The organism is Corallococcus terminator (assembly GCF_049194865.1).
Lineage (GTDB): Bacteria > Myxococcota > Myxococcia > Myxococcales > Myxococcaceae > Myxococcus > Myxococcus terminator_A.
In genome coordinates, this window is record NZ_JBLZWL010000142.1 from 50557 (window position 1) to 70276 (window position 19720).

General features: G+C 71.1%; 12 protein-coding genes and 1 pseudogene. 4 read left to right on the forward strand and 9 right to left on the reverse strand.

Going from position 1 to position 19720, the window contains the following annotated elements; translation table 11 throughout:
• Positions 1-6: 6 nt before the first annotated feature.
• Complete coding sequence (locus tag ACN469_RS41865; protein ID WP_498777968.1) at positions 7-1296, reverse strand: hypothetical protein; 1290 nt, start codon at positions 1294-1296, stop codon at positions 7-9.
• A gap of 523 nt (positions 1297-1819) precedes the next feature.
• On the opposite strand from ACN469_RS41865, the gene ACN469_RS41870 reads away from it, so the two are divergent.
• Positions 1820-2062, forward strand: a complete 243-nt coding sequence (locus ACN469_RS41870) for a hypothetical protein (protein WP_498777982.1) — start codon at positions 1820-1822, stop codon at positions 2060-2062.
• Positions 2063-4732: 2670 nt separating this feature from the next.
• Positions 4733-5311, forward strand: a complete 579-nt coding sequence (locus ACN469_RS41875) for a hypothetical protein (protein ID WP_498777984.1) — start codon at positions 4733-4735, stop codon at positions 5309-5311.
• A gap of 44 nt (positions 5312-5355) precedes the next feature.
• Here the strand turns inward: ACN469_RS41875 and ACN469_RS41880 are convergent.
• A pseudogene (locus ACN469_RS41880) lies at positions 5356-5727 on the reverse strand (cyclic di-GMP-binding domain-containing protein, MshE-related); the annotation flags it as partial.
• Between the two features lie 334 nt (positions 5728-6061).
• Between ACN469_RS41880 and ACN469_RS41885 the strand changes: the two are divergent.
• The gene (locus ACN469_RS41885) at positions 6062-7999 is read left to right on the forward strand and encodes a trypsin-like peptidase domain-containing protein (RefSeq protein WP_498777726.1); all 1938 of its coding nucleotides are present in this window, start codon (positions 6062-6064) and stop codon (positions 7997-7999) included.
• 94 nt (positions 8000-8093) lie between these two features.
• Here ACN469_RS41885 and ACN469_RS41890 read toward each other — a convergent pair whose 3' ends face one another.
• Together ACN469_RS41890 and ACN469_RS41895 are read right to left on the reverse strand one after the other, a co-directional pair.
• The gene (locus tag ACN469_RS41890; protein WP_498777728.1) at positions 8094-9488 is read right to left on the reverse strand and encodes an undecaprenyl-phosphate glucose phosphotransferase; all 1395 of its coding nucleotides are present in this window, start codon (positions 9486-9488) and stop codon (positions 8094-8096) included.
• Between the two features lie 218 nt (positions 9489-9706).
• Positions 9707-10849, reverse strand: coding sequence for a glycosyltransferase (locus ACN469_RS41895; RefSeq protein ID WP_498777730.1), 1143 nt, complete (start codon positions 10847-10849; stop codon positions 9707-9709).
• A 128-nt stretch (positions 10850-10977) separates the two neighbouring features.
• On the opposite strand from ACN469_RS41895, the gene ACN469_RS41900 reads away from it, so the two are divergent.
• A complete protein-coding gene (locus tag ACN469_RS41900; RefSeq protein ID WP_498777970.1) occupies positions 10978-12048 on the forward strand; it encodes a glycosyltransferase family 4 protein in 1071 nt (356 codons plus the stop codon).
• A gap of 22 nt (positions 12049-12070) precedes the next feature.
• Here ACN469_RS41900 and ACN469_RS41905 read toward each other — a convergent pair whose 3' ends face one another.
• The 5 genes from ACN469_RS41905 to ACN469_RS41925 are packed head-to-tail and all read right to left on the reverse strand — an operon-like array spanning position 12071 to position 19717.
• Positions 12071-13345 (reverse strand): O-antigen ligase family protein, encoded by a 1275-nt coding sequence (locus ACN469_RS41905; RefSeq protein ID WP_498777732.1) that lies wholly within the window; start codon positions 13343-13345, stop codon positions 12071-12073.
• A 13-nt stretch (positions 13346-13358) separates the two neighbouring features.
• Positions 13359-14474, reverse strand: a complete 1116-nt coding sequence (locus tag ACN469_RS41910) for an LptF/LptG family permease (RefSeq protein ID WP_498777734.1) — start codon at positions 14472-14474, stop codon at positions 13359-13361.
• Positions 14471-15583: an LptF/LptG family permease gene (locus ACN469_RS41915; protein ID WP_498777736.1), complete on the reverse strand. Its 1113-nt coding sequence runs from the start codon at positions 15581-15583 to the stop codon at positions 14471-14473. Before ACN469_RS41915 ends, ACN469_RS41910 begins: the two co-directional genes overlap by 4 nt.
• Positions 15580-16845, reverse strand: a complete 1266-nt coding sequence (gene purD, locus ACN469_RS41920; RefSeq protein ID WP_498777738.1) for a phosphoribosylamine--glycine ligase — start codon at positions 16843-16845, stop codon at positions 15580-15582. The genes ACN469_RS41915 and purD overlap by 4 nt, the downstream gene beginning before the upstream one ends.
• Position 16846: 1 nt before the next feature.
• Positions 16847-19717, reverse strand: coding sequence for a zinc-ribbon domain-containing protein (locus tag ACN469_RS41925; RefSeq protein WP_498777739.1), 2871 nt, complete (start codon positions 19715-19717; stop codon positions 16847-16849).
• Between the last annotated feature and the right edge of the window lie 3 nt (positions 19718-19720).

The following is a 19720-nucleotide window of genomic DNA, read 5'->3' on the forward strand; positions in this document are numbered from 1 at the left end:
CGAGGCTCAGTCCGCGCGTGAGGCGGGGAGACGGTCGTAGACCTCCGAGGCCTTGGCGGACACGCGCGTCAGCTCATCGAGCGTCGTGGTGGCCACGGGCTCGCCACCCGAGTCGGCGATGACGAAGGCCACGGGGCGGCCTCGGGCTCGAATGGGAATGACGAGCAGTCGCGACGACGGGCCGCCGAGCGCGGTGAAGATGGCTTCGTCCTGGGTGCACGAGGGCGTGTCGAAGCTGCTGGGCCCGAGCTGATCCAGCGCGGACATCAGGAGCGAGGGAGCCTCCAGGTCCACCTTGAGCGCGGAGACCTGGGGGCTGTCGCTTCCCGGTCCCCAGGCATGCCCGACGCGCACGAGCCCGAAGCTCTCTCCCAGCAGGAAGGCCCGCTGGAAGCGTCCGGCGCAGTACGCGAGCAGCACCTTGCCGAGCACGCCCTGCGTCCCCACGTCCTCGAGGGCCGTGAGCACCTGCTCCGCCGACACCGCCGGACTCTCGCTTCCGGTCCCCGTGGGAGCATCCGACGCGGCCAGGAGTTCCTTCAGCGCCTCCGATTGCTCGCGGGCTTGGGGCTGCCACGGCTGCTGGATGAAGTCCCAAGCGGAGGAGAGAGGCAGCTCACTCGCGGGGGCTCCCGCCAGCGCCGCGCGAGGCGCCGTGCCATCGAGGTCCACCGCGCGGTCGTCCCACGTGTTCTCCGCGACATGACCGATGGTGCCGCTACCCTCGGAGCCCTGCCACCCCACGAACTCCCAGGTCGAGGCGAGCTGCATGGGTGAGTCATCGGTGGCGGGCAGGTCATCGAATTCGATGGGCGCGCGCCGCGTGGCAGCGGGACGAGGTGCCGGCGCGGAAGGCACGGCCGCCACGTCGTCGGAGGGCCCCGGGATGGCCCCAGCGGCCTCCGCGTTCGCCGCGCGGACCGCGTCCAACGAGACCACGGTGCCGTCCGTGGACGTCGGAGCCTGTACTTCCGTGGCGAGGGAGGACGGTCCGGAGTCTTCAGCACCGTCGTCGCGCGCGGTCGGGACGGACTTCCCGCCGCTGGAATGCGGAGTGTCGGACGGGAAATCGCCCGCGGAAGCGAGGGACGACTTGTCGGCATCGCGCCGCGGCGTGGCTATGACGTGCGCGGACTGCTCGCCATGCGACGCGAGCAATGTGCCGGCGGCCTCCAGTTCGAGCGACTCGCTGGCGTCCTCGTCACCCGTGAGGTTCTTCGGCTGAGGGGATGTGTCCGACGTGGTGGGCTCGTGCTGTTCGTGGGCACGGCCCGCGTCACTCGGCGTCGACCTCACGAGCTTCCAGGGTTCGCCATCGCTCGTGGACGTGGTGCCTTGTGCGGGGTGAAGAGAGTCCACTGCGCCCGTGAGACTGGTCTCGTGCGTCGAGGCCGATTCGGCGCTTGGATCCAAGTAGGCGACGGAGGTCGACTCCGTGGCGAGGGTGGACAGCACGCTCGAGGTGGACGGACTCGCGTCGGACGCTTCCTCAACGCCCCACGAGTCCGTGGACGTCGAGCCTCGTGGACGATGCGCTCCATCACCCTGCTCTGCCGCGGACCGTGGCTGTGCTTGCTCGGTCGTCGGTTCGGCGGAGGTGCCCGATTCCAGAACCTCCAGCGCGGCGACTTCGGAGGCCACGTCTTCGGGCAAACCGGCTGGAGACACTTGAGCAGCAGGGGGCGCGACGTCGGACGAGGTTGCTTCACTTGCGACAGGCAGCGACACGAGAGGCAGCGGCATCTCGGACGAAGCGTGCTCGCTAAAGCTTTCGGTCGAGGCACTGGGCGCGACCGTCGCGGTCTCTATGGGAGCAGCATTGTTCGAAGCAATCACCACCGAGGTGGACGCTTCGGTGGCGACGCCTGTCGTCGCACTGGCAACACCCGTCGCGACCTCGGCGACCAGGACCTCACTGCTCGCCTCGGCGAACGACGGGGTGACCTCGGAGGCATCCGTGCCGAGTGATGAAGCCGCCTCGGACGTGGTGACTTCGGTCGAGTTCACATCCGTCGAGGGAGAAATCCGGACGGACGCGGCGAGCTGCACGTCAGAGGCATGAACCTCGCCGAGCACACGCGACGACCTGTGCTCGCTCTGCCCAACCTCCATCGATGAGAGCACCGCTGCGAGTGGCTCCACGTCCACTGCGGCAATGTTGGTTTCTCCGAATGAGCGCTCGGACGGATTCGGCGCCAGCGAATCATCCCGTGCGTGAGCCTCGCTCGCGACGGACTCAGCTGCCGTCGTATCGGGCTTCTCGACCGCGGTGTCCCCGTGCGCCACTTTCGTCAGGCTGAATGCGCCATCGAGTGCGCCGCCCTCACGACCAGCCATCGACGCGACCGCGTGAGCTGAAGCGGCATTGACCGGAGCACCTTCGCTCTCGAGGCTCCATGAGGAGGGGGCTCCCGTCACGCCCTCAAACGCGGCATCCACCGAGGCATCGACATCGAGCACATCGGCGTCGCTCGCGATGCTCCATGACGTTGAGGTCGGCGCTTCCTCACCGCCCTCACGCGCGGCAACCGCCGACGGGCCGACCTCCGCCTCCGCCGCACCCACTTCGCTCGCGATGTTCCATGACGTGGACGACTTCTTCACGGCTTCACGCGCGGCATCCGCCAACGCGTCGAGCTCAGCCGCACTCGTTTCACGGGTGATGCTCCACGACGAGGACGAAGCCTTGGTGTCCTCGCGCGGTGCAGCCGCTGAGGCAGCGACCTCGGGCGTCCCCACTTCGCTCGCGATGCTCCATGACGCCGACGCTTCCGTCGTCACACCCGCTGCACTGCCTTCACGCTCGGCGACAACCGAGGCGGTGGCAGAGAAGGAGCTTCCCTCACTCAACGCGCTCCAAGCCCCGGGAGCCTCGGTCGCACGGACATCGCGCGACTCCTCAAGGCCCGCATCCGCGCCGCGCGGGGACATTGGTGCCGCGTTGGCCTGAGCCACCGCCGCAGGTGCCGCCCCCAGAAAAGGCGGCATGCCTGGCGGAGGCACGGGCCTTGTCAACTCCGGCGCGTGCGGAGGATCCACAAGCACGGATGGAGCTGCTCCGGACTGCGCGTGAGGTGGCACTCCAGGCTGCGGCGGACGCGCCACTCCCGGCGGTGGGGGCCCCATGGGACCACTCCCTCCCGAGGCCGGTCGTCCTCCCGAGGCCACATTCAGCCCTGGAGGAACCCCTCCCTGCGGACCTGGGACCACGGGAAGGCCCGTTCCCGAGGGTGGCCTCCCTCCCGCCATTCCTGGCGGCACCGCGCCAGCAGGACCCGACACGGCGGGCAGCCCTGGACGCGAAGGCCGTGCCCCCGGTGTGACCACGCCTTGTGGCCCTGGCCCCGCGAGAGGCCGCGCGCCCATCCCTGGAGGGACAGGTCCCGGAGGCCCCGACACCGAGGGAATAGCTCCCGCGCTCGACGCAGGCCGTGCCCCCATCATCCCCGGCGGGACGGGACCTTGCGGCCCCGACGCCACGGGAACGGCAGCAGCGCCCTGCCCCCCCGGCATGCCCGTGCTCGACGGAGGCCGTGCCCCCGCCAGTCCCGGCGGAACCTGCGCACCAGTCATCCCCGGCGGCCCGCCTGGAACAACAGGGGCCCCAGGTGGCGGTCGTGCCCCCGCCATCCCTGGCGGAACCGGGCCTTGCCCCAAGGAAGCACTCGCGCCCGCGGGCCCCGGAGAGCCCTGCACCGACGGCATCCCCGCGCTCGACGGAGGCCGCGCCCCCATCATCCCCGGAGGCACGGGACCTTGCGGTCCCATCACCCCAGGAGCACCCACTGCACCCGGAGGTCCCTGCACCGGCGGCATCCCCGCACTCGATGGAGGCCGTGCTCCCAGCATCCCCGGCGGCACCGGGCCTTGCGGTCCCGGCGACACGGGAGCGCTCACAGCCCCCTGCACAGGCGGCATGCCCGCGCTCGACGGAGGCCGTGCCCCCATCATCCCCGGAGGCACAGGACCTTGCGGCCCTGGCTGCGCGGGAGCGCCGATGGCCCCTTGTGGTCCCGGTACCGGCTGCATGCCCGCGCTCGGAGGAGGAGGCCGTGCACCCGCCATTCCCAGTGGAACCGCGCCTTGCACCGAGGGAAGGCCAACATTCGAAGGCCTCGTGCCCGCCATTCCTGGCGGCACGGGTCCCGCGACAACAGGAGTCCCCGTCGCCGACGGTGGACGGGCCCCCGGAGGCCCCATTCCCTGCGGCCCTGGAGCAGACGCCATCCCTGCTCCCGGAGGAGGCCTCGCGCCCGGGCCTTGCGGCACCGAGGGAATCCCCGTCCCCGAAGGAGGCCTGCCACCAGGACCGACCAGCCCCGGAGGCACCGCAGCCGACGCGGGCACAGCCTGCTCAGTGAGCTGTCCGGGACGCGCGCCTCCCACATTCGCGGGAGCACCCGACGGCGCGGGTGACGTCGTTCCAGGCGCGGCCACAGGCTTCACCGACGACGCATCACCGACGCCGGGCCGCACCGCTCCAGTCATGCCCGGTGGCCCCATCACCGACGGAGGCGGCCTCGCTCCCGCATTTCCAGACGGAAGCGGCGCACCTCCACCTGCCCCAGGCGCCCGATTCAACCCAGGCGGCTGGTGCGGAGACCACTGCCCTCCCGATTGCCGCGACACCATCCCTGGCGGCTGCGCGGCCCCTCCCTGCCCCTCCGTCAGCGAAGCCCCTGGCCCCGAGAACACCGGGCTGCGCGGCGCGGGAGTCTCCACGACCTCCTCCATGACGCCCTCGAGCACCTCCTCGGTGTCCACCAGCTCCAGCTCCTCCTCGGGTTCGAGCTCCTCCGCCGCCTCGAACTCCTCCACGGGTTCGAGCTCCTCCGGAGCCTCCAGCGTGGGAGACATCACTGGCGGCGCAAGCCGGGGCGGCTTCGTCGGCGCGAGCCGGGGCGGCCCCTCCGGCCGTGTCGCCCCTCGCGCCACATCCACGGAAGCCAGCTGCGGTGGCCCCGAGGGCCGCGCCGCCCCCGCGGGAGCCAGCACCGGAGGCCCCGCCTCGGCCCGAGCGCTCTCACGAGGCGCCAACGCGTCGTCCGAAATCCCCGCCACGGGCGCGCTCCACTGCACATCCTCCGCCGCCACGTCCTCGGCGTCGTCGCTCAGGAACTGTCCGGGCGCCAGCCCCCCGAAGATCCCCTCCGTGCCCGGCTCCGCACGCACGGGCGCCGGAGGCGGAGCCACCTCGGGAGGAGGAACCATCACCCCACGCACCGGCGCCGGTGCCACCGCGCCCCGAGGCTGCGCCACGCGCCGCGCCGTGGCCATGCTCATGGAGCGCGACTCGCGACGGATGCCGTAGCGCTGCGCCTGGTAATGGAACAGCCGCAGCTCCGGAGTGATGTGCGGCAGGATGCGCAGGCCCGTGATGAACCCGAGCGCGTCCGTGTGCTGGATTTCGAAGGGGCTCGCCATCGCCACCTTCAGCCGGCGCCCCTCCTGGCCCAACGGAAAGGCCAGGTGCTTCTCGGCCAGCGCCGCCGGCAGCAACGTCAACGTCGCGTCGGTGACGGCCTCGAAGTCGGCCTCCTGGGCCACCGGGTAGCGCGTTTGCTCCCCCAGCACCATGGCCACCGTGTCGACGTCCATGAAGTCCAGCTCGATGAGGATGGAGCCCAGCCGCCCTCCGTAGATGAGCTGGGCCTTCAGGGCCTCGTCGAGCTGCGCCTGCGTGAGGAGGCCCTTGCGGACCAGAATCGCTCCGAGCTTTTCCGCCATGCCCCCCGGAGTCTAGACGGCTTCGCCCCCACTCGGGGCCGACTCCCCGCCTCTCCTTGCGTCATTTCGGCCTGCCCCCGGGGCGGCTCGCACACAACCCGGCGGCAACAATCGCGCTCCGTGTGAAATCAGACGGGCCTCCGCCGGCCGCCCTCCCCGCGAGGCGGTGTCCTTTCTGCTTCCCCAACCCTTCCCCAACACAAACGCCACCAGCCCCACACATCCTCGCGCTCCTGCAACTGGATTAACAACAGCGACGCGGGACTCTCGGTGATGGTCGGTATAACCGGTTGTGCAGCCTGAGCTGCGAAGTCCCATCCCCTCAGGAGAACAGATGAAACGAATCCAGCTCGCAGGTCTCGTCGTCGCGCTGCTGCTGTCAGGCGTGCCGACCGCGCTGGCCTCGGCCCCCGTGTGCGAGGTGGCGGCCTCCCCTGCCTCCCAGCGCGCCACGAAGGTCGGCGAGGACGTGTACCGGCGCTTCGAGTCGGCGCATCCCTATGCCTCGACGCAGCTGCGCGCGCGAAGCGGTCCACTCCACACCGACGTCATCACCCACGAGGGGGCCGCGTACATCGCCGCGCACTTCGAGCGGCTGGAGCTGGAGAAGGGAGACTTCGTCGTGGTGCGTTCGCCGGACGGCACCCGCTCGCGACGGTATGACGGCACGCACCCGGGCGCGCGCGACGGCTTCTGGGCCATGCACATCCCCGGCGACACGGCCATCATCGAGCTGCACAGCGGAGACTCCGCGGGGCGCCGCGGCATCCTGAACCAGCACGGCTACACCATCGACCGCTTCGCGCGCGGCTACACCAACGCGGAGAAGGGCTTCACGTCCGAGCTGGACAAGGCCCTGTGCGGACCGGACGACTCCGGCTGGGCGCCCTGCTACGCCACCAGCGAGCCGACCCTCCATGGCCGCGCCCGTCCCGTCGCGCGCCTGCTCATCGGCGGCTCCAGCGCGTGCACCGGCTGGCTCGTGGGCAGCCAGGGCCACGTCCTGACGAACCAGCACTGCATCGGCACCGCCAGCGATGCGCAGAACACCGACTTCGAGTTCATGGCCGAGGGCGCCACCTGTGCGACGAGCTGCGGGAGCTGGTTCGGCTGTCCGGGCCACGTCATCTCCGGCGGCACGCTGGTGCAGGCGGACGCGCCTCGCGACTACGCGCTGGTGCGGCTCGCGGTGAATCCGACCAACAGCTTCGGCTACCTCCAGGTCCGTGGCACCGGCGCGGTGGTGAACGAGCGCATCTACGTTCCCCAGCACCCGGCGGGCTACGGCAAGAAGATCGCCGTCACCTCGACGGACTCCCGCGACGAGTCCGGCTTCGCGGAGGTCTACAGCCTGAACGAGGCGTCCTGCCAATCCGGCGGCCCCAATGACGTGGGCTACTTCGCGGACACGCAAGGCGGCTCCTCGGGCTCGCCCGTGGTCGGCTACTCGGACCACCTGGTCGTCTCCCTGCACCACTGCGCCAACTGCCCCAACCGGGGCGTGCCCATCCAGGCCGTCGTCAGCCACCTGGGCTCGCTCCTGCCCACGTGCGCGCTCCCCTCCGCCGGGTGCCCCAACCCCAACGGCAACGGCGAGCCGCCCCCGGAGGAGCCTCCCCCGCCGGCCAACTCCTTCGCCTTCACCGCCTCCGACACCAACAGCGCGCAGCAGAACACCGTCAACAAGAAGCTGGCCCTCACCGCCGGCCAGCAGCTCACCGTGGCCACATGCGGCCTGACGGGCGCGAAGACGTCCGGGGACACCTACCTGCGCCTCTTCGGCCCCACGGGCACCTCCGTGGCCGCCAACGACGACTCGTGCGGCGGCCGAGGCTCCAGCATCACCTTCACCGCCACCACCGCGGGCGAGTACGAGGTGCGCGCCGGCTGCTACTCGAGCGGAAGCTGCGGCGGCACCGTCGTCTGGGAGCTCTCCGGACTACCGCCACCGCCCGCGACGTCCGGCTCGTTCACCTTCAACGGGAGCAACACCAACAGCGCCCAGCAGGCGACCACCAACCGCGACATCAGCGTCACCGCGGGGCAGGTCCTCACCGTGGGCACCTGCGGCGCCACGGGCGCGGCCTTCACCGGGGACACCTACCTGCGCCTCTTCACCGGCGCCACCCAGTCCTCGGCCAATGACGACGCGTGCGGCGGACGGGGCTCCAGCATGAGCTTCACCGCCACCACGTCCGGCACGCTCCAGGTTCGCGCCGGCTGCTACAGCAATACGACGTGCACCGGCACCGTCGTCTGGAACCTCCAGTAGAGACCGCGTTCCACTTCGAGTCGGGCTCACGGAAAACCGTGCCGGACACGAGGCCTGGGCCACGGAAATCCGTGGCCTGGGCACGCCTGCTCGCTCAGTAGGCGTTCTTCGAGAGGAAGCCGCCCAGCGCGGTGCGCACGAGAATCTTCAGGTCCATCAAGAGCGACCAGTTCTCGATGTAGTACAGGTCGTACTCGATGCGCTTCTCGATGCACGTCTGACCGCGCAGGCCGTTGATCTGCGCCCAGCCGGTGATGCCCGCCTTCACCTTGTGCCGCAGGTGGTAGCGCGGAATCTGCCGCTTGAACTCCTCGATGAAGACGGGGCGCTCGGGGCGCGGACCGACGAGGCTCATGTCGCCCGTCAGCACGTTGAAGAACTGCGGCAGCTCGTCCAGCGAGTACTTGCGCAGCACGGTGCCGATGACAGTGCGGCGCGGGTCATCCTTGCGCGCCATCATCGCGCCGGAGTGCTCCGCATCCACGCGCATGGTGCGGAACTTGAGGATGTGGAAGGTGCGGCCATCCATCCCCATGCGCTCCTGTCGGTACAGCAGCGGCCCGCGGCTGCTCAACCGCACCGCCAGCGCAGTGGCCGCCATGAGCGGCGCGGTGACGAGGATGGCCAGCAGCGAGAAGAGGATGTCGAAGGCGCGCTTGGAGACCCGGCTCCAGCCCTCCATCGGGTCGCCCTGGAGGCGGATGATGGGCAGACCGCCGAACTCCTCCAGCCCACCGTACAGGGTGATGTACTGGTAGAGGTCCGGCACCACCCTCACATCCACCGTGCGCAGCGCCAGCTGCTCCATCAGCCGCTTCACGTGCGCCTGGTCCTGCAGCGGCAGCGCGAGGAAGACCTGGTCCACCGGCTGCGCGTCCAGCACGCGCTCCACGTCGTCCACGTGGCCGATGATGCGCACCCCGTTGACATACTGGCCCACCTTCTCCGGCCGCAGCGACAGAAGGCCCGTCACGCGGAAGCCCAGCTCCCGGTGGCCCTCCACCGTCTCCACGACGCGCTGGCCCAGCTCTCCCGCGCCGATGACGAGGATGGACTTGAGGTTGTGTCCCCGGCGACGAATCTCACTGAGCACGTAGCGGAACGCCAGCCGGCTGCACGTCACCAGCACGAAGGCATAGACGACGAAGATGACCAGCGTGAGGCGCGAGTACCGCTCGCGCGCGAAGTACGTCGCCGCCACCAGGATGAGCGTCGCGGTGATGGTGGACTTGAAGACCTCGAACACCTCACCCGTGTTCGTCCGGGAGCGGTTCGTGGCGTAGAGCCGCGACTGCTTGAAGGCCGCCGGGAAGATGACGAGCACCATCAGCAGCGAGACGAGCGAGTCCTCCCAGGGCGGGATTCCCTCCGTGACGGGGACGATGCCGGAGAATCGCGTGACGTACGCCAAGGCGAACGCCACCGCGAGCATCACCATGTCCGCGACAACCTTGATGGACGTGTAGAAGCGCTGGAGACGACTGAACACGCCTGGACTCCTGTAACCTGGTCAACGGGGCGCCACCCCTTTGCAAGACTCGCACCCCGGTACAACGAGCACGTGTCCCGCCCGACTCCCTCTGACTCGCTGGCGTCGTAGCACGGAAAATCCCGTGAAACCAACGAGTTACCCCCGCCCCTGGAGGACAGTGACAGGAGGTGGACATGCCGCGCCGATGAAAGACAGAGCCTGGGATGACAGCGGCGTCACACCGCCGTGGCGCGACGTGGGGATTTCCTCGCCACCCTGAGGACGGACTCCACTTCGGACAACATGGCGCGCTGGAAGACAGCCCGTCCAAAGCGCTCGGCCTGCGAGCGGGCATCCTCCGGCCGGAAGCCACCCTCCCACGTCTCGAAGCGCCGCACGGCGTCCGCGAGCGACGCGGGTGTCTGCTCTGAGAAGAAGAGTCCCGTGCGGCTGTTCACCGTCTCCAGCGCCCCGCCTTTTCCGAAGGCGATGACGGGGCGGCCGGAGGCCTGGGCCTCCAGCGGGGTGATGCCGAAGTCCTCCTCGGGCGTGAAGATGAGCGCGCGAGCATCCCGATACAGGGACGGCAGGGCGTCGTCGGAGACGTTGCCGAGGAAGCGCAGGTTCGGCGAAGGAGCCACGGACGCGAGGCGCGCGGCCTCCTGCCCGGTGCCCACCACCCACAGCGGAGCGCCCAGCGCGCGGAACGCCTCCAGCGCGATGTCCAGCCGCTTGTAGGGCGCGAAGGCACCGAGCCACAGGAAGTAGCCGCCCTTGCCTCCGCCCTCCAGGGGCAGCCGGGTGAAGCGCTCCAGGTCCACGGGAGGATGGACGACGGTGGCGTCGCGGCCCCAGAAGCGCTGGAGCTTGCCGGCGACGTGGTGGCTGTTGGCGACGAAGTGGTCCACGCGCTGGGCGGAGGCGCGGTCCCAGCGCTGGAGCCAGGGGCGCACGGCATGGGCCGCGACGCGCACCGGCAGGCGGGAGCGCCCGGGGCCGAAGTAGTCGTCGAACAAGTCCCACATGTACCGCATGGGCGCGTGCACGTAGCTCAGGTGCGGAACCCCCGACGGCACGGGCATGCCCTTGGCCACGCAGTGGCTGGAGGAGAGCACGACGTCGTAGTCGTCCTGGAGGCGCAGCGCTTCTATCGCCCGGGGCATCAGGGGCAGGAAGTGCCGGTAGCGCTCGTGGATGCCCGGAATCCGCTGGAGGAAGGACGTGAAGATGCGGCGGGATTCGATGGCCGGCGATTGGCTGCCGGGCCGGTGGATGAGCGTGTAGATGTCCGCGTCGGGCAGCGCTTCGCAGAGCGCGTCGAGCACACGCTCCCCCCCGCGGTGGGTGACGAGCCAGTCGTGGACCAGGGCGACCTTCACGATGCCGGCCTTCTAGCACCGGGCGTGCCGCCTGCCGACAGCAACACGAAGCGGGTGCCTGCCCGCCCCCATGAGGGTCGCCCGTGTGGTACGCGGGGAGCGTGGCTCATGTCCTCCTCGACCTGCGCATGGTGCGCGGCCGGCTGCACGGCATTGCCCGCTATGCGCTCGAGCTGGCGCGGCGGGTCCCCGCGCTTGCCCCGGACCTGCGCTTCTCCGCGCTGGTGCCCCCCCAGGGCCTGCCCTCTGATTTGGGCGCGCTGGCGCCTCGCCTGCCCATGCATCGCGCGCTCGCGGGGTTCCTGTCCCCCGTGGAGCAGCCCGCGCTGGCGGCGGACCTGGCGCGGCTGTCGCCCGACGTCTTCCACGCCACGTCGTTCGCCCTGCCCTTGTTCTGGAGCGGACCGCTGGTGGCCACGCTCCACGACGCCAACCACGTGGCGCTGGCGCATCAGTACTCACCGGCGCAGAGCCTGTACTACCGCGTGGTGGTGGGGCCGCGCGCGAAGCGGGCTTCCGCGCTGGTAACGGTGTCCGAGTTCTCACGGGCGGAGCTGGCCAGGCACCTCAAGCTGTCGCCCTACCGGTTGCAGGTGATTCACAATGGCGTGGACGCGCGCTTCCAGCCGCCCTCGGCGGCGGAGGCCCGTGAGTTCCGGGAGCGACAGGAGCTGCCCGCGCGCTACGTGGCGGCGGTGGGCAACGCGAAGCCCTTCAAGAACCTGGAGCTGCTGCGGCACTTCGCCGCGGACCTGCCGGTGCCCATCGTCCTGCTCGCGGGCAAGGGCGCGGTGGCGCACGAGCTGGGGCTCCATGAGAACGTGATTGATTTGGAGGAGCTGCCCGAGTCGGAGATGCCGCTCTTCTACGGCGCGGCGGCGGCGCTGCTCCTGCCGTCGAAGTACGAGGGCTTCGGGCTGCCCGCGCTGGAGGCGATGGCGACGGGCTGTCCCGTGCTGGCCGCGGACGCGACGGCGCTCCCGGAAGTGGTGGGCGGCGCGGCGCTTCGGCTCCCGCCGGACGACGCGGTGGCCTGGCGCGAGGCGACGCTGCGGGTGCTGCGAGACGACGGCCTGCGCACGGAGCTGATTGAGCTGGGCCGCGAGCGCGCCGCGCGCTTCACCTGGGACGAGTGCGCTCGCCAGACGGTCGCCGTGTACCGGCGGGTGCTCGAGACACGCGCGGCACCCGCTCGCTGAAGGGCGGCGGGTGCCCTGCCCGTTATCGGGGCGCCGGGCGTGCGCGCAGCACGTCACTTCCCTCGCACAGCCCCAGGCCCCAGATGAGGGCGAACGAGAGGTGCACGCTGGAGTGGAACGGCAGGTAGTGCACCATCGCGAGGATGTGGAAGCCCACGAAGGACAGGAGCGCGCCGGTGGCCGCCAGTGAGCCCGCGCGGTAGCGACGCACGAGCGCCCAGCCCAGGAGGCCGTGCACCGCCAGCGTCAGCAGCAAGCCCACCAGCCCCGTCTCGGCCCACACCGTCAGCCAGAGGTTGTGCGAGTCGGTGGCCAGCAGGTCGGTGATGCCCGACTCCCCCTGCCTCGCGAGGACGGCGGCCTTGTGGTTGCCGAAGCCCACGCCCAGGAGCGGATGCTCTCGCACCAGGCCCCAGCCCACCGTCATGGCCAGCTGGCGCTCTCCGCCGTAGATGTTGCCCACGGCCTTCTCCAGGCGCGCGCGCCAGGCCGGTGAGGCGAGGACGACCACCACCAGCACCGCGGTGAGCCCCAGCCCCGCCTTGCGCGCGATGCCGCTGACGAGCAGCAGCAGCGCCACCACGCTGACCAGCAGCGCCGCGCCCAGCGCCGCGCGCGCGAAGGCGTTGTAGATGGACACCAGCAGGCCCAGCACCACCACGCCCGACAGCGCGCGCCGCCGAGCCACCTCGGAGCTGCCCAGCACCGCGAGCGCGGGGCCCAGCACGGCGATGGCGCCATGCGCGAAGCGCAGCCGGTGGAAGAAGATGCCCCCGGCCGCGTAGCGCGGCGAGGACTCCGTGCCGAAGTTCTCGTGAAGCCGGCCCGGGTTCAGCTTGAGGAACGCGAACGGCTCCCACGGCCAGCGCACGCGGTTCTGGAACATGCCCAGCGCCGCGGCGAACAACCACCCCGCCGCCACCGTGCCCGCGAGCGCCAGCCACGGCACGCCCACCGAACCCACGCACGCCACCGCGGCGCCCGCCACCGAGTCCAGGGCCTGCCCATAGCGTGAGCTTCGCGGCCACCCGCTCGCCGCGCCCGTCAGCAGCGCCAACCCCGGAGACACCACCTGCCACGCGCACAGCGCCACGCTGGCCAACACGTAGGCGCGCACATCGGTGGCCAGCTTGAGTTGACGCCGCGCCGCCAGCACCAGCGCCAGCAGCACCGCCGCGGACGCGGCCACCTGCAGCACAACTTCCGCCAGCACCAGGCCGACTGCCCAGGCGAGCAGGACTCCCGCCACGGCGCGACGAAGGAATGTCTCCAGCCGGGACTGGGAGGGAAGGTCCATGGATGGACTCACGCTACCTCACCGCGAGCCAACGGCGAGGCAGGTGAAGAAAGCCCTCGCGCCGCAGCCACAGCGCCCCGGCCGCCAGCACCAGCAGGACGGGGGGTGTCCACGCCGCCACCAGGGGGGTCAGACGCTCGGTGAGCACCAACGTGCGGCACACCATCATCAGCCCCCACATCGCCACGGCGACGAGCAGGCCCTCGACGATGGCGGCGGTGAGGTGTCCCCGCCGATTCGTGCGCAGCGCCAGCCCCACCCCCAGCAGCGCCGCCGGCAGCGCAGCCAGCGGATAGGCGAAGCGGTTGTGCAGCGCGAGCTGGAACTGCTTCGTCGCCAGGCCCACCTCGCGGCGCGCGACAATCTGCTCGCGCAGCTCCCGCACCCGCATCTGCTCCGGACGTCCGGGGCGGATGCGGAAGGCCGAGGCGGCGATGCCCAGCTCGTAATCGGCGCTCTCCAGGCTCTTCACCGACGTGTGCTTCTCCCCGGCGAAGGCGCGCTCCACCACCCCCGTCAGCCGCCAGCGCGTCCCGTCCAGCCACTCCATCCGCGCCGCGTCCAGCCGCCGCTGCAGCTTGAACTCCCGAGACAGGGTGAAGATGGACACGTCCTGGAAGCCCTCCTGCGCGCTGCCCGCGCGGAGGAAGAAGATGTGGTCGCCGCGTCGGAACCACTGCTTCGGCGTGTAGTAGAAGCGCCAGTCGCCCCAGCGGTTGAAGCGCTGCGTGGTGATTTCATCGACGCGGCGTCCCGCGTGCGTCGCGACGACTTCGTCGAAGGCGATGAGCCCCGTGCACGCCATCAGCCCGAAGGCCAGCACGGGTGCATACAGCGCCGTGGGCCCGAAGGTCAGCGCGCGGATGGCCGTCACCTCGCCCTGCTTGCGCAACGCGGACACCGTCGTCCCCGCGGCCAGCAGCAACGCCGCGGGCCCCAGCTGCTGCACCGCCATCAGCGCCTTGTACGCGTAGAGCTTCGCCGCGTCCGCCACCCAGCCCGGCCCCGTGTACGACTTCGCGCGGTCGACGAAGTCCACCACCACGAAGACGAGCACCAGCCCGCCGAGGATGCCCAGCGCGTAGCGGATGTACGTCTTCAGCACGTACCCGAAGAGCGTCAGTCTCACCGAACCGTCCCCGAGCGGCTCACCCGGTACAGGGCCACCGCGCCCACCAACATGAAGACGACGTTCGCCAGCTGCCCCGCCAGCGGCGCGGGCAACTTCCCCTGCTGGCCCAGCTGCTCGAAGGCGCGGCTCAAGAGGTAGTACAGGACGTACCCGCCCAGCGTCAGGAGATAGCCCCACGCCCGGCCCGCCTGTCGCCGACCGATGGCCAGCGGCGTGCCCAGCAGGGCGAAGGCGATGGGCGCCAACGCGCCTCCGAGTCGACTGTGCAGCGCCATCCTGAAGCCGCGCGCGTCCCCGCCGCTCGCCTCGGCCTCGCTCGCGGCCTGGAGCAGCTCCGACGGCGTCAGCTCCTCCTTCGCGGAGGTGAAGCGGCCCCGCTTGCCCATGGACGCGCCCACGCCCACGCTGATCTCCGCGCGGTCGAAGTGGATGACGCTGTAGTCCTCGGACGCGCGGCCGGAGCGGTGCACCTCGCCATCCTCCAGGGCGAAGCGCAGCACCTCTCCACCACTGGTCGTGCCCACCTGCCCGCGATGCGCCAGCACCAGCAGGGGCGAGTTCGCCTCGCGGTCATCGTGCAGCAGCACGTTGGTCCACTTGCCATCCTTGGAGGACACCTGCTCCGCGTACAGCGTCAAGTCACTCAGGTCCTCGTAGAAGGTGCCGGACTTCACGTCGCCGACGACGTTCTTCCGGATGACCTCGCTCACCAGCTCCTTCACGCCCGTGAGCCCCCAGGGCTGCGCGGTGGAGGTGATGACCAGCATCAACACGCTGAGCGCCACCGCCACGCCCAGCGGCGCGAAGAGCAGACGTGTGGGGCCCACGCCCAGCGCCTGGAGCGCCGTCAGCTCGCGGTCCTCTCCCAGCCGCCCGAGCCCCAGCAGGATGGCGAGCAGGAAGGCGATGGGCAGCGCCATCATCAGGAAGTGCGGCGTGAGGTAGGCCACCAGCCGGCCCAGGTCCAGCACCGTCACCGACGAGCCCAGCAGCACGTCCGTGCCGCGCAGGAACTGCATCACGAACAGCAGCAGGAACATGAAGGCCACCCACACGCCGAGGGGGACCAACAGCTCCTTGAGGAGATAGCGGGAGATGCGCGTCACGGCGCGGCCTTCAGCCCCTTCGCGCCGATGTCATGACGGAAGTGCATGCCCTCGAAGCGCACCGCCGCCACCGCCGCGTAGGCCCGCTCCCGCGCGCGCGCCAGGTCCTCGCCCCGCGCGCACACCGTCAGCACCCGCCCGCCGCTCGTCACCAGCGCGCCGTCCCGGGTCTCCGCGCCCGCGACGAACACCGTGGCGTCCGCCGGCACCGCGTCCAGCCCGTCGATGCGCTGCCCCTTGCGAGGCGCGTCCGGATAGCCCCGCGCCGCCAGCACCACGCCCACCGAAGCGCCCGGTGCCGCGACCAACGGGCGAGCCTGGAGCTGGCCGCGCGCGCACGCATCCACCAGCGGCAGCAGGTCCTCGCCCAACTGCATCATCAACACCTGCGTCTCCGGGTCCCCGAAGCGCGCGTTGAACTCCAGCACCTTGGGCCCGCCGCGAGTGAGCATCAGCCCCGCGTACAGCACGCCCTTGAAGGGCAGCCCGCGACGTCGCAGCACCGCCAGCGTCGGGGCGATGACGCTCTCCCCCACCTCCGCCAGCTGCGCCTCATCCAGGAACGGCGCGGGGCTGTACGCCCCCATGCCGCCGGTGTTCGGGCCGGTGTCTCCATCACCCACGCGCTTGTGGTCCTGCGACAGCGGCAACATGACGTAGCGCTCGCCATCACAGAGCGCCATGGCGGAGACCTCTTCGCCCTCCAGCAGCTCCTCCAGCACCATGCGCTGCCCCGACGAGCCGAGCGCCGCCACCGCGCGCACTGCCTCCCGCGCGGAGTCCACGTCGTGCGCGACGATGACGCCCTTGCCCGCCGCCAGCCCGTCCGCCTTCACGACGATGCGGCCCTGCGCCACCGCGTAGGCCTCCGCCTCGGCGGCGTCCGTGAAGGTGCGGAAGGCCGCGGTGGGCACGCCCGCCTCGGCCATGATCTCCTTGGCGAACGCCTTGGAGCCCTCGATGAGCGCCGCTCCCGCCACCGGCCCGAAGCAGGGGATGCCCGCCTTCGCCAGCGCGTCCGCGACACCCGCCACCAGCGGCGCCTCCGGCCCCACCACCACCAGGTCCACCGACTCCCGACGAGCGAGCGCGACGACCTCGTCCGGCGCGTCGGCCTTCAACGGCACGTTGGTCGCGAGCTTCGCCGTGCCCGGGTTGCCCGGGGCGCACAACAACCGCGTGAGCCGGGGACTCTGGGAGAGCTTCCACGCCAGCGCGTGCTCACGGCCTCCGGAACCCAGCAACAGGACCTTCACATCCACCTCACCGTTCCAACAGGTAGAGCATCCGCTTGGCCGGGAGGTACGCGGGGTCCAACCCCACCACGCTCACCAACTGAGCACGCGCGTCGTCACGCCGCTGCGGCGCCTCCAGCTCCGCGAGCCGCGCCTTGGCCGACAGCAGCGTGGGAGACAACCCCAGCGCCTCACGCAAGGAGCGCTTCGCCGGCTCCACCTGACGGCTCTCCGCCAGCACCAGCCCCTGCGCCAGATGCGTCACGGGCAACTGCCGCCCCGCGGACACCGCGCGCGACGACAGCGAGCGCGCCTCCGTCAGGTTGTCTCTCCGCAGCGCGATGAGCGCCCGGTACGTCAGCGCGCCCGCGTTGTTCGCGTCCGACTCCAACACGTCGCGGAAGTGCCGGTCCGCCGCGTCCAGCTCTCCCTGGTGGAAGCGCAGCAGGCCCTCGTAGAGGTACGGCCCCGGGTCGTCCGCGTTCTCCGCCAGCGAGAGGATGACGTCCTCCACGCCCTTCACCGTCTCCGACGGCCGCATCCAGAAGCGCGTCACCACGGGCCGGGGCTCCAGCCGCATGGGGTCCGCGCGCAGCGCCAGGTTCAGCGCGCGGAACGCATCCTCGCGCCGCTTCGCCCCCGCCGCCGCCACGCCCGCCAGCAGCTGCGCGTCCAGCCGGCGCTCATCCCGCGACACCGCCTCCTGGAAGCGCTCCAGCGCCTCCGCGGGCTTCTTCTCCAGCAGCAGCAGGCGGCCTTCCAGCACCATCTCCAGGGCGCGGTCTTCCAGCCGTCCCTTGATGCCATCCAGGTGCTTGCGTGCCTTCGCCGCGTCGCGCTGCTCCAGGGCGACGAGGAAGACCTGGAGGTGCGCCTCGGGCAGCTCCTTCGCCAGCCCGAGCGCCTCCTCCGCGGACTTCACCCCCGCCTCGCTGTTGCCCGCCGCGCGCTCCGCCGCCGCCAGGTGGACGAGCACCTCCGCCACGTCGCGGTCGCCATGGCGCTCGCGGGTCTTCAGGAGCGCGCGCAGCTCACGCACACCCATGGCGGGATTTCCCTCGGTCTGGTAGCGCAGCACCGCGAGCGGCAAGAGCGCCCGCAGCTCTCCGGGGTCCGCCTTCACGCGCGCCTCGTACAGCTTGCGCGCCTCGCCCGGCTCTCCCACCTCCTGGTAGATGCGCGAGGTGGCCGCCAGGCTGTCCCAGTCCCTGGGGTCCGCCTTCAGCCGCTTGCGCAGCGTCTCCAGCGCGAGCGAGTACTCACCGGCCGACTCGTGCGCGAGCGCCCGGTAGTACTGGATGCGCTTGAGCTCCGGCGCCAGCTTCTCCGCGGAGTCGAAGTTCGTGCGCGCCAGCGCACCCGAGGACGACAGGTACACCCGGCCCAGCACCAGGTGGGCCTCGGCTTTCTGTGCGTTCGTCGCCTGCGCTTGCGTGAGTGATTCTTCCGCCAGCTCCCGGGCACGCTTGAGCGGCTCGGACTGTCGGGAGCGCGTCAGGAGCAGGTTGGCGTGAGCCAGCAGGAGCAGCGGAGTGCGGCCCGCGCGAGTCTCCGAGGCCTCGACCAGCGCGCTCGCCTCCGCGAAGGTGGACTCGTCCAGACCGGCGCCACGTCCCAGCGCCAGCGCCTGGACATAGCCCGCGATGGCTTCGTCGCTGCGCGGGTCCAGGAGCAACGCCTGCTGGAAGGACTCCTCCGCTTCCGCATAGGCGAAGCGCTCGTCGCGGGCGAGCTGCTGCTGCCCGTCCGCGAGCCGCTCCGCGCCCGTCCCCTCCAGCTCCAGGTACTTCAGCTTCCACCGGGGCAGCACCGCCTGCACGGCCTCCGGAATCGCCGCCACCGGAACGACCTCCGTCCGACGGCGCTCCGCCTCCTGGTGCTTCACGAAGAAGAAGCCACCCACCCCGGTGCCGACGACGAGCAACATCAGCCCGCCCACCAGGGCCCAGCGGCCTCCACCCGAGGAGCCGCGCCCGCCCTGCTTCTCCGCGGAACCGGAGCGGACGTTGGACGTCGAAGTGGTGGTCCGGGGCGCTCCCGAGGCAGCGCGGGGATTGCTCCGAGGCTCCGAGCCCAACGAAGGCGCGGCGCGCGGACCCGAGCCATCCCGAGGCATCAACTCCAGCGAGTCCGCTCCGCTCTCGTCGGGCGAGGAGAGCGGGGGCAGGAAGTCCGCCGTCCCGGGCGCGGCGACGGGCACGGGGACGGCCGCCTTGGGTGCGGCTCCGCCCGCGGGCTCTCGCTGACGACAGTCGTCGCAGATGCCGAGCGCCTGGTCGAACGGGTCCATGAGCGGCTTGTCGCAGGTGCGGCAGCCCATGGTGGCCGGCTTGGGCGCAATGGCGGCGGCCGGAGCCGGAGCCGTGCGCTGCGGAGCCGCCGTGGCCGGAGGCTTCACGGAGACTGGCACCGCGCCGGGCTCCGAGGAGATTCGCGCGACGGGAGCCGGAGGCGCCGCGGGCGCGGGCCCCAGGAAGTCGAGCAGCGGGTCCCCTCCAGCCGAGGGAGGCCCTGGAGCCGGCCCCAGCTCCGCGAACGGATCCACCGGGGGCGCCGTGGCGGGAGTCGGCGCTGGCAGCGCGCCGAAGTCGGCGAACAGGTCCGCTTCCGGCGCCGCGGCTTTCGCGGGCCGGGCCTGCGGGGCGGGAGCCTGCTCCGCGGGCGGATTGCCGAAGTCGCCGAACAGGTCATCCGCCGGAGGTGGCGCGGACGACGCGGGGGTGGGCGCCGAGGGACGCGGCGGTGCGGCCGGCACGTCCCCAGAGGGCACGGCCGAAGGATCGCGCCGGACGAGCTGCAAGTTCCGGCAACGGGGACACTGCGCGCGGACACCCTTTGCCGTGATCAGTCGATCATCGATGGCATAGGCGGCAGCGCATTTCTGGCAGACGATGCGCATGAG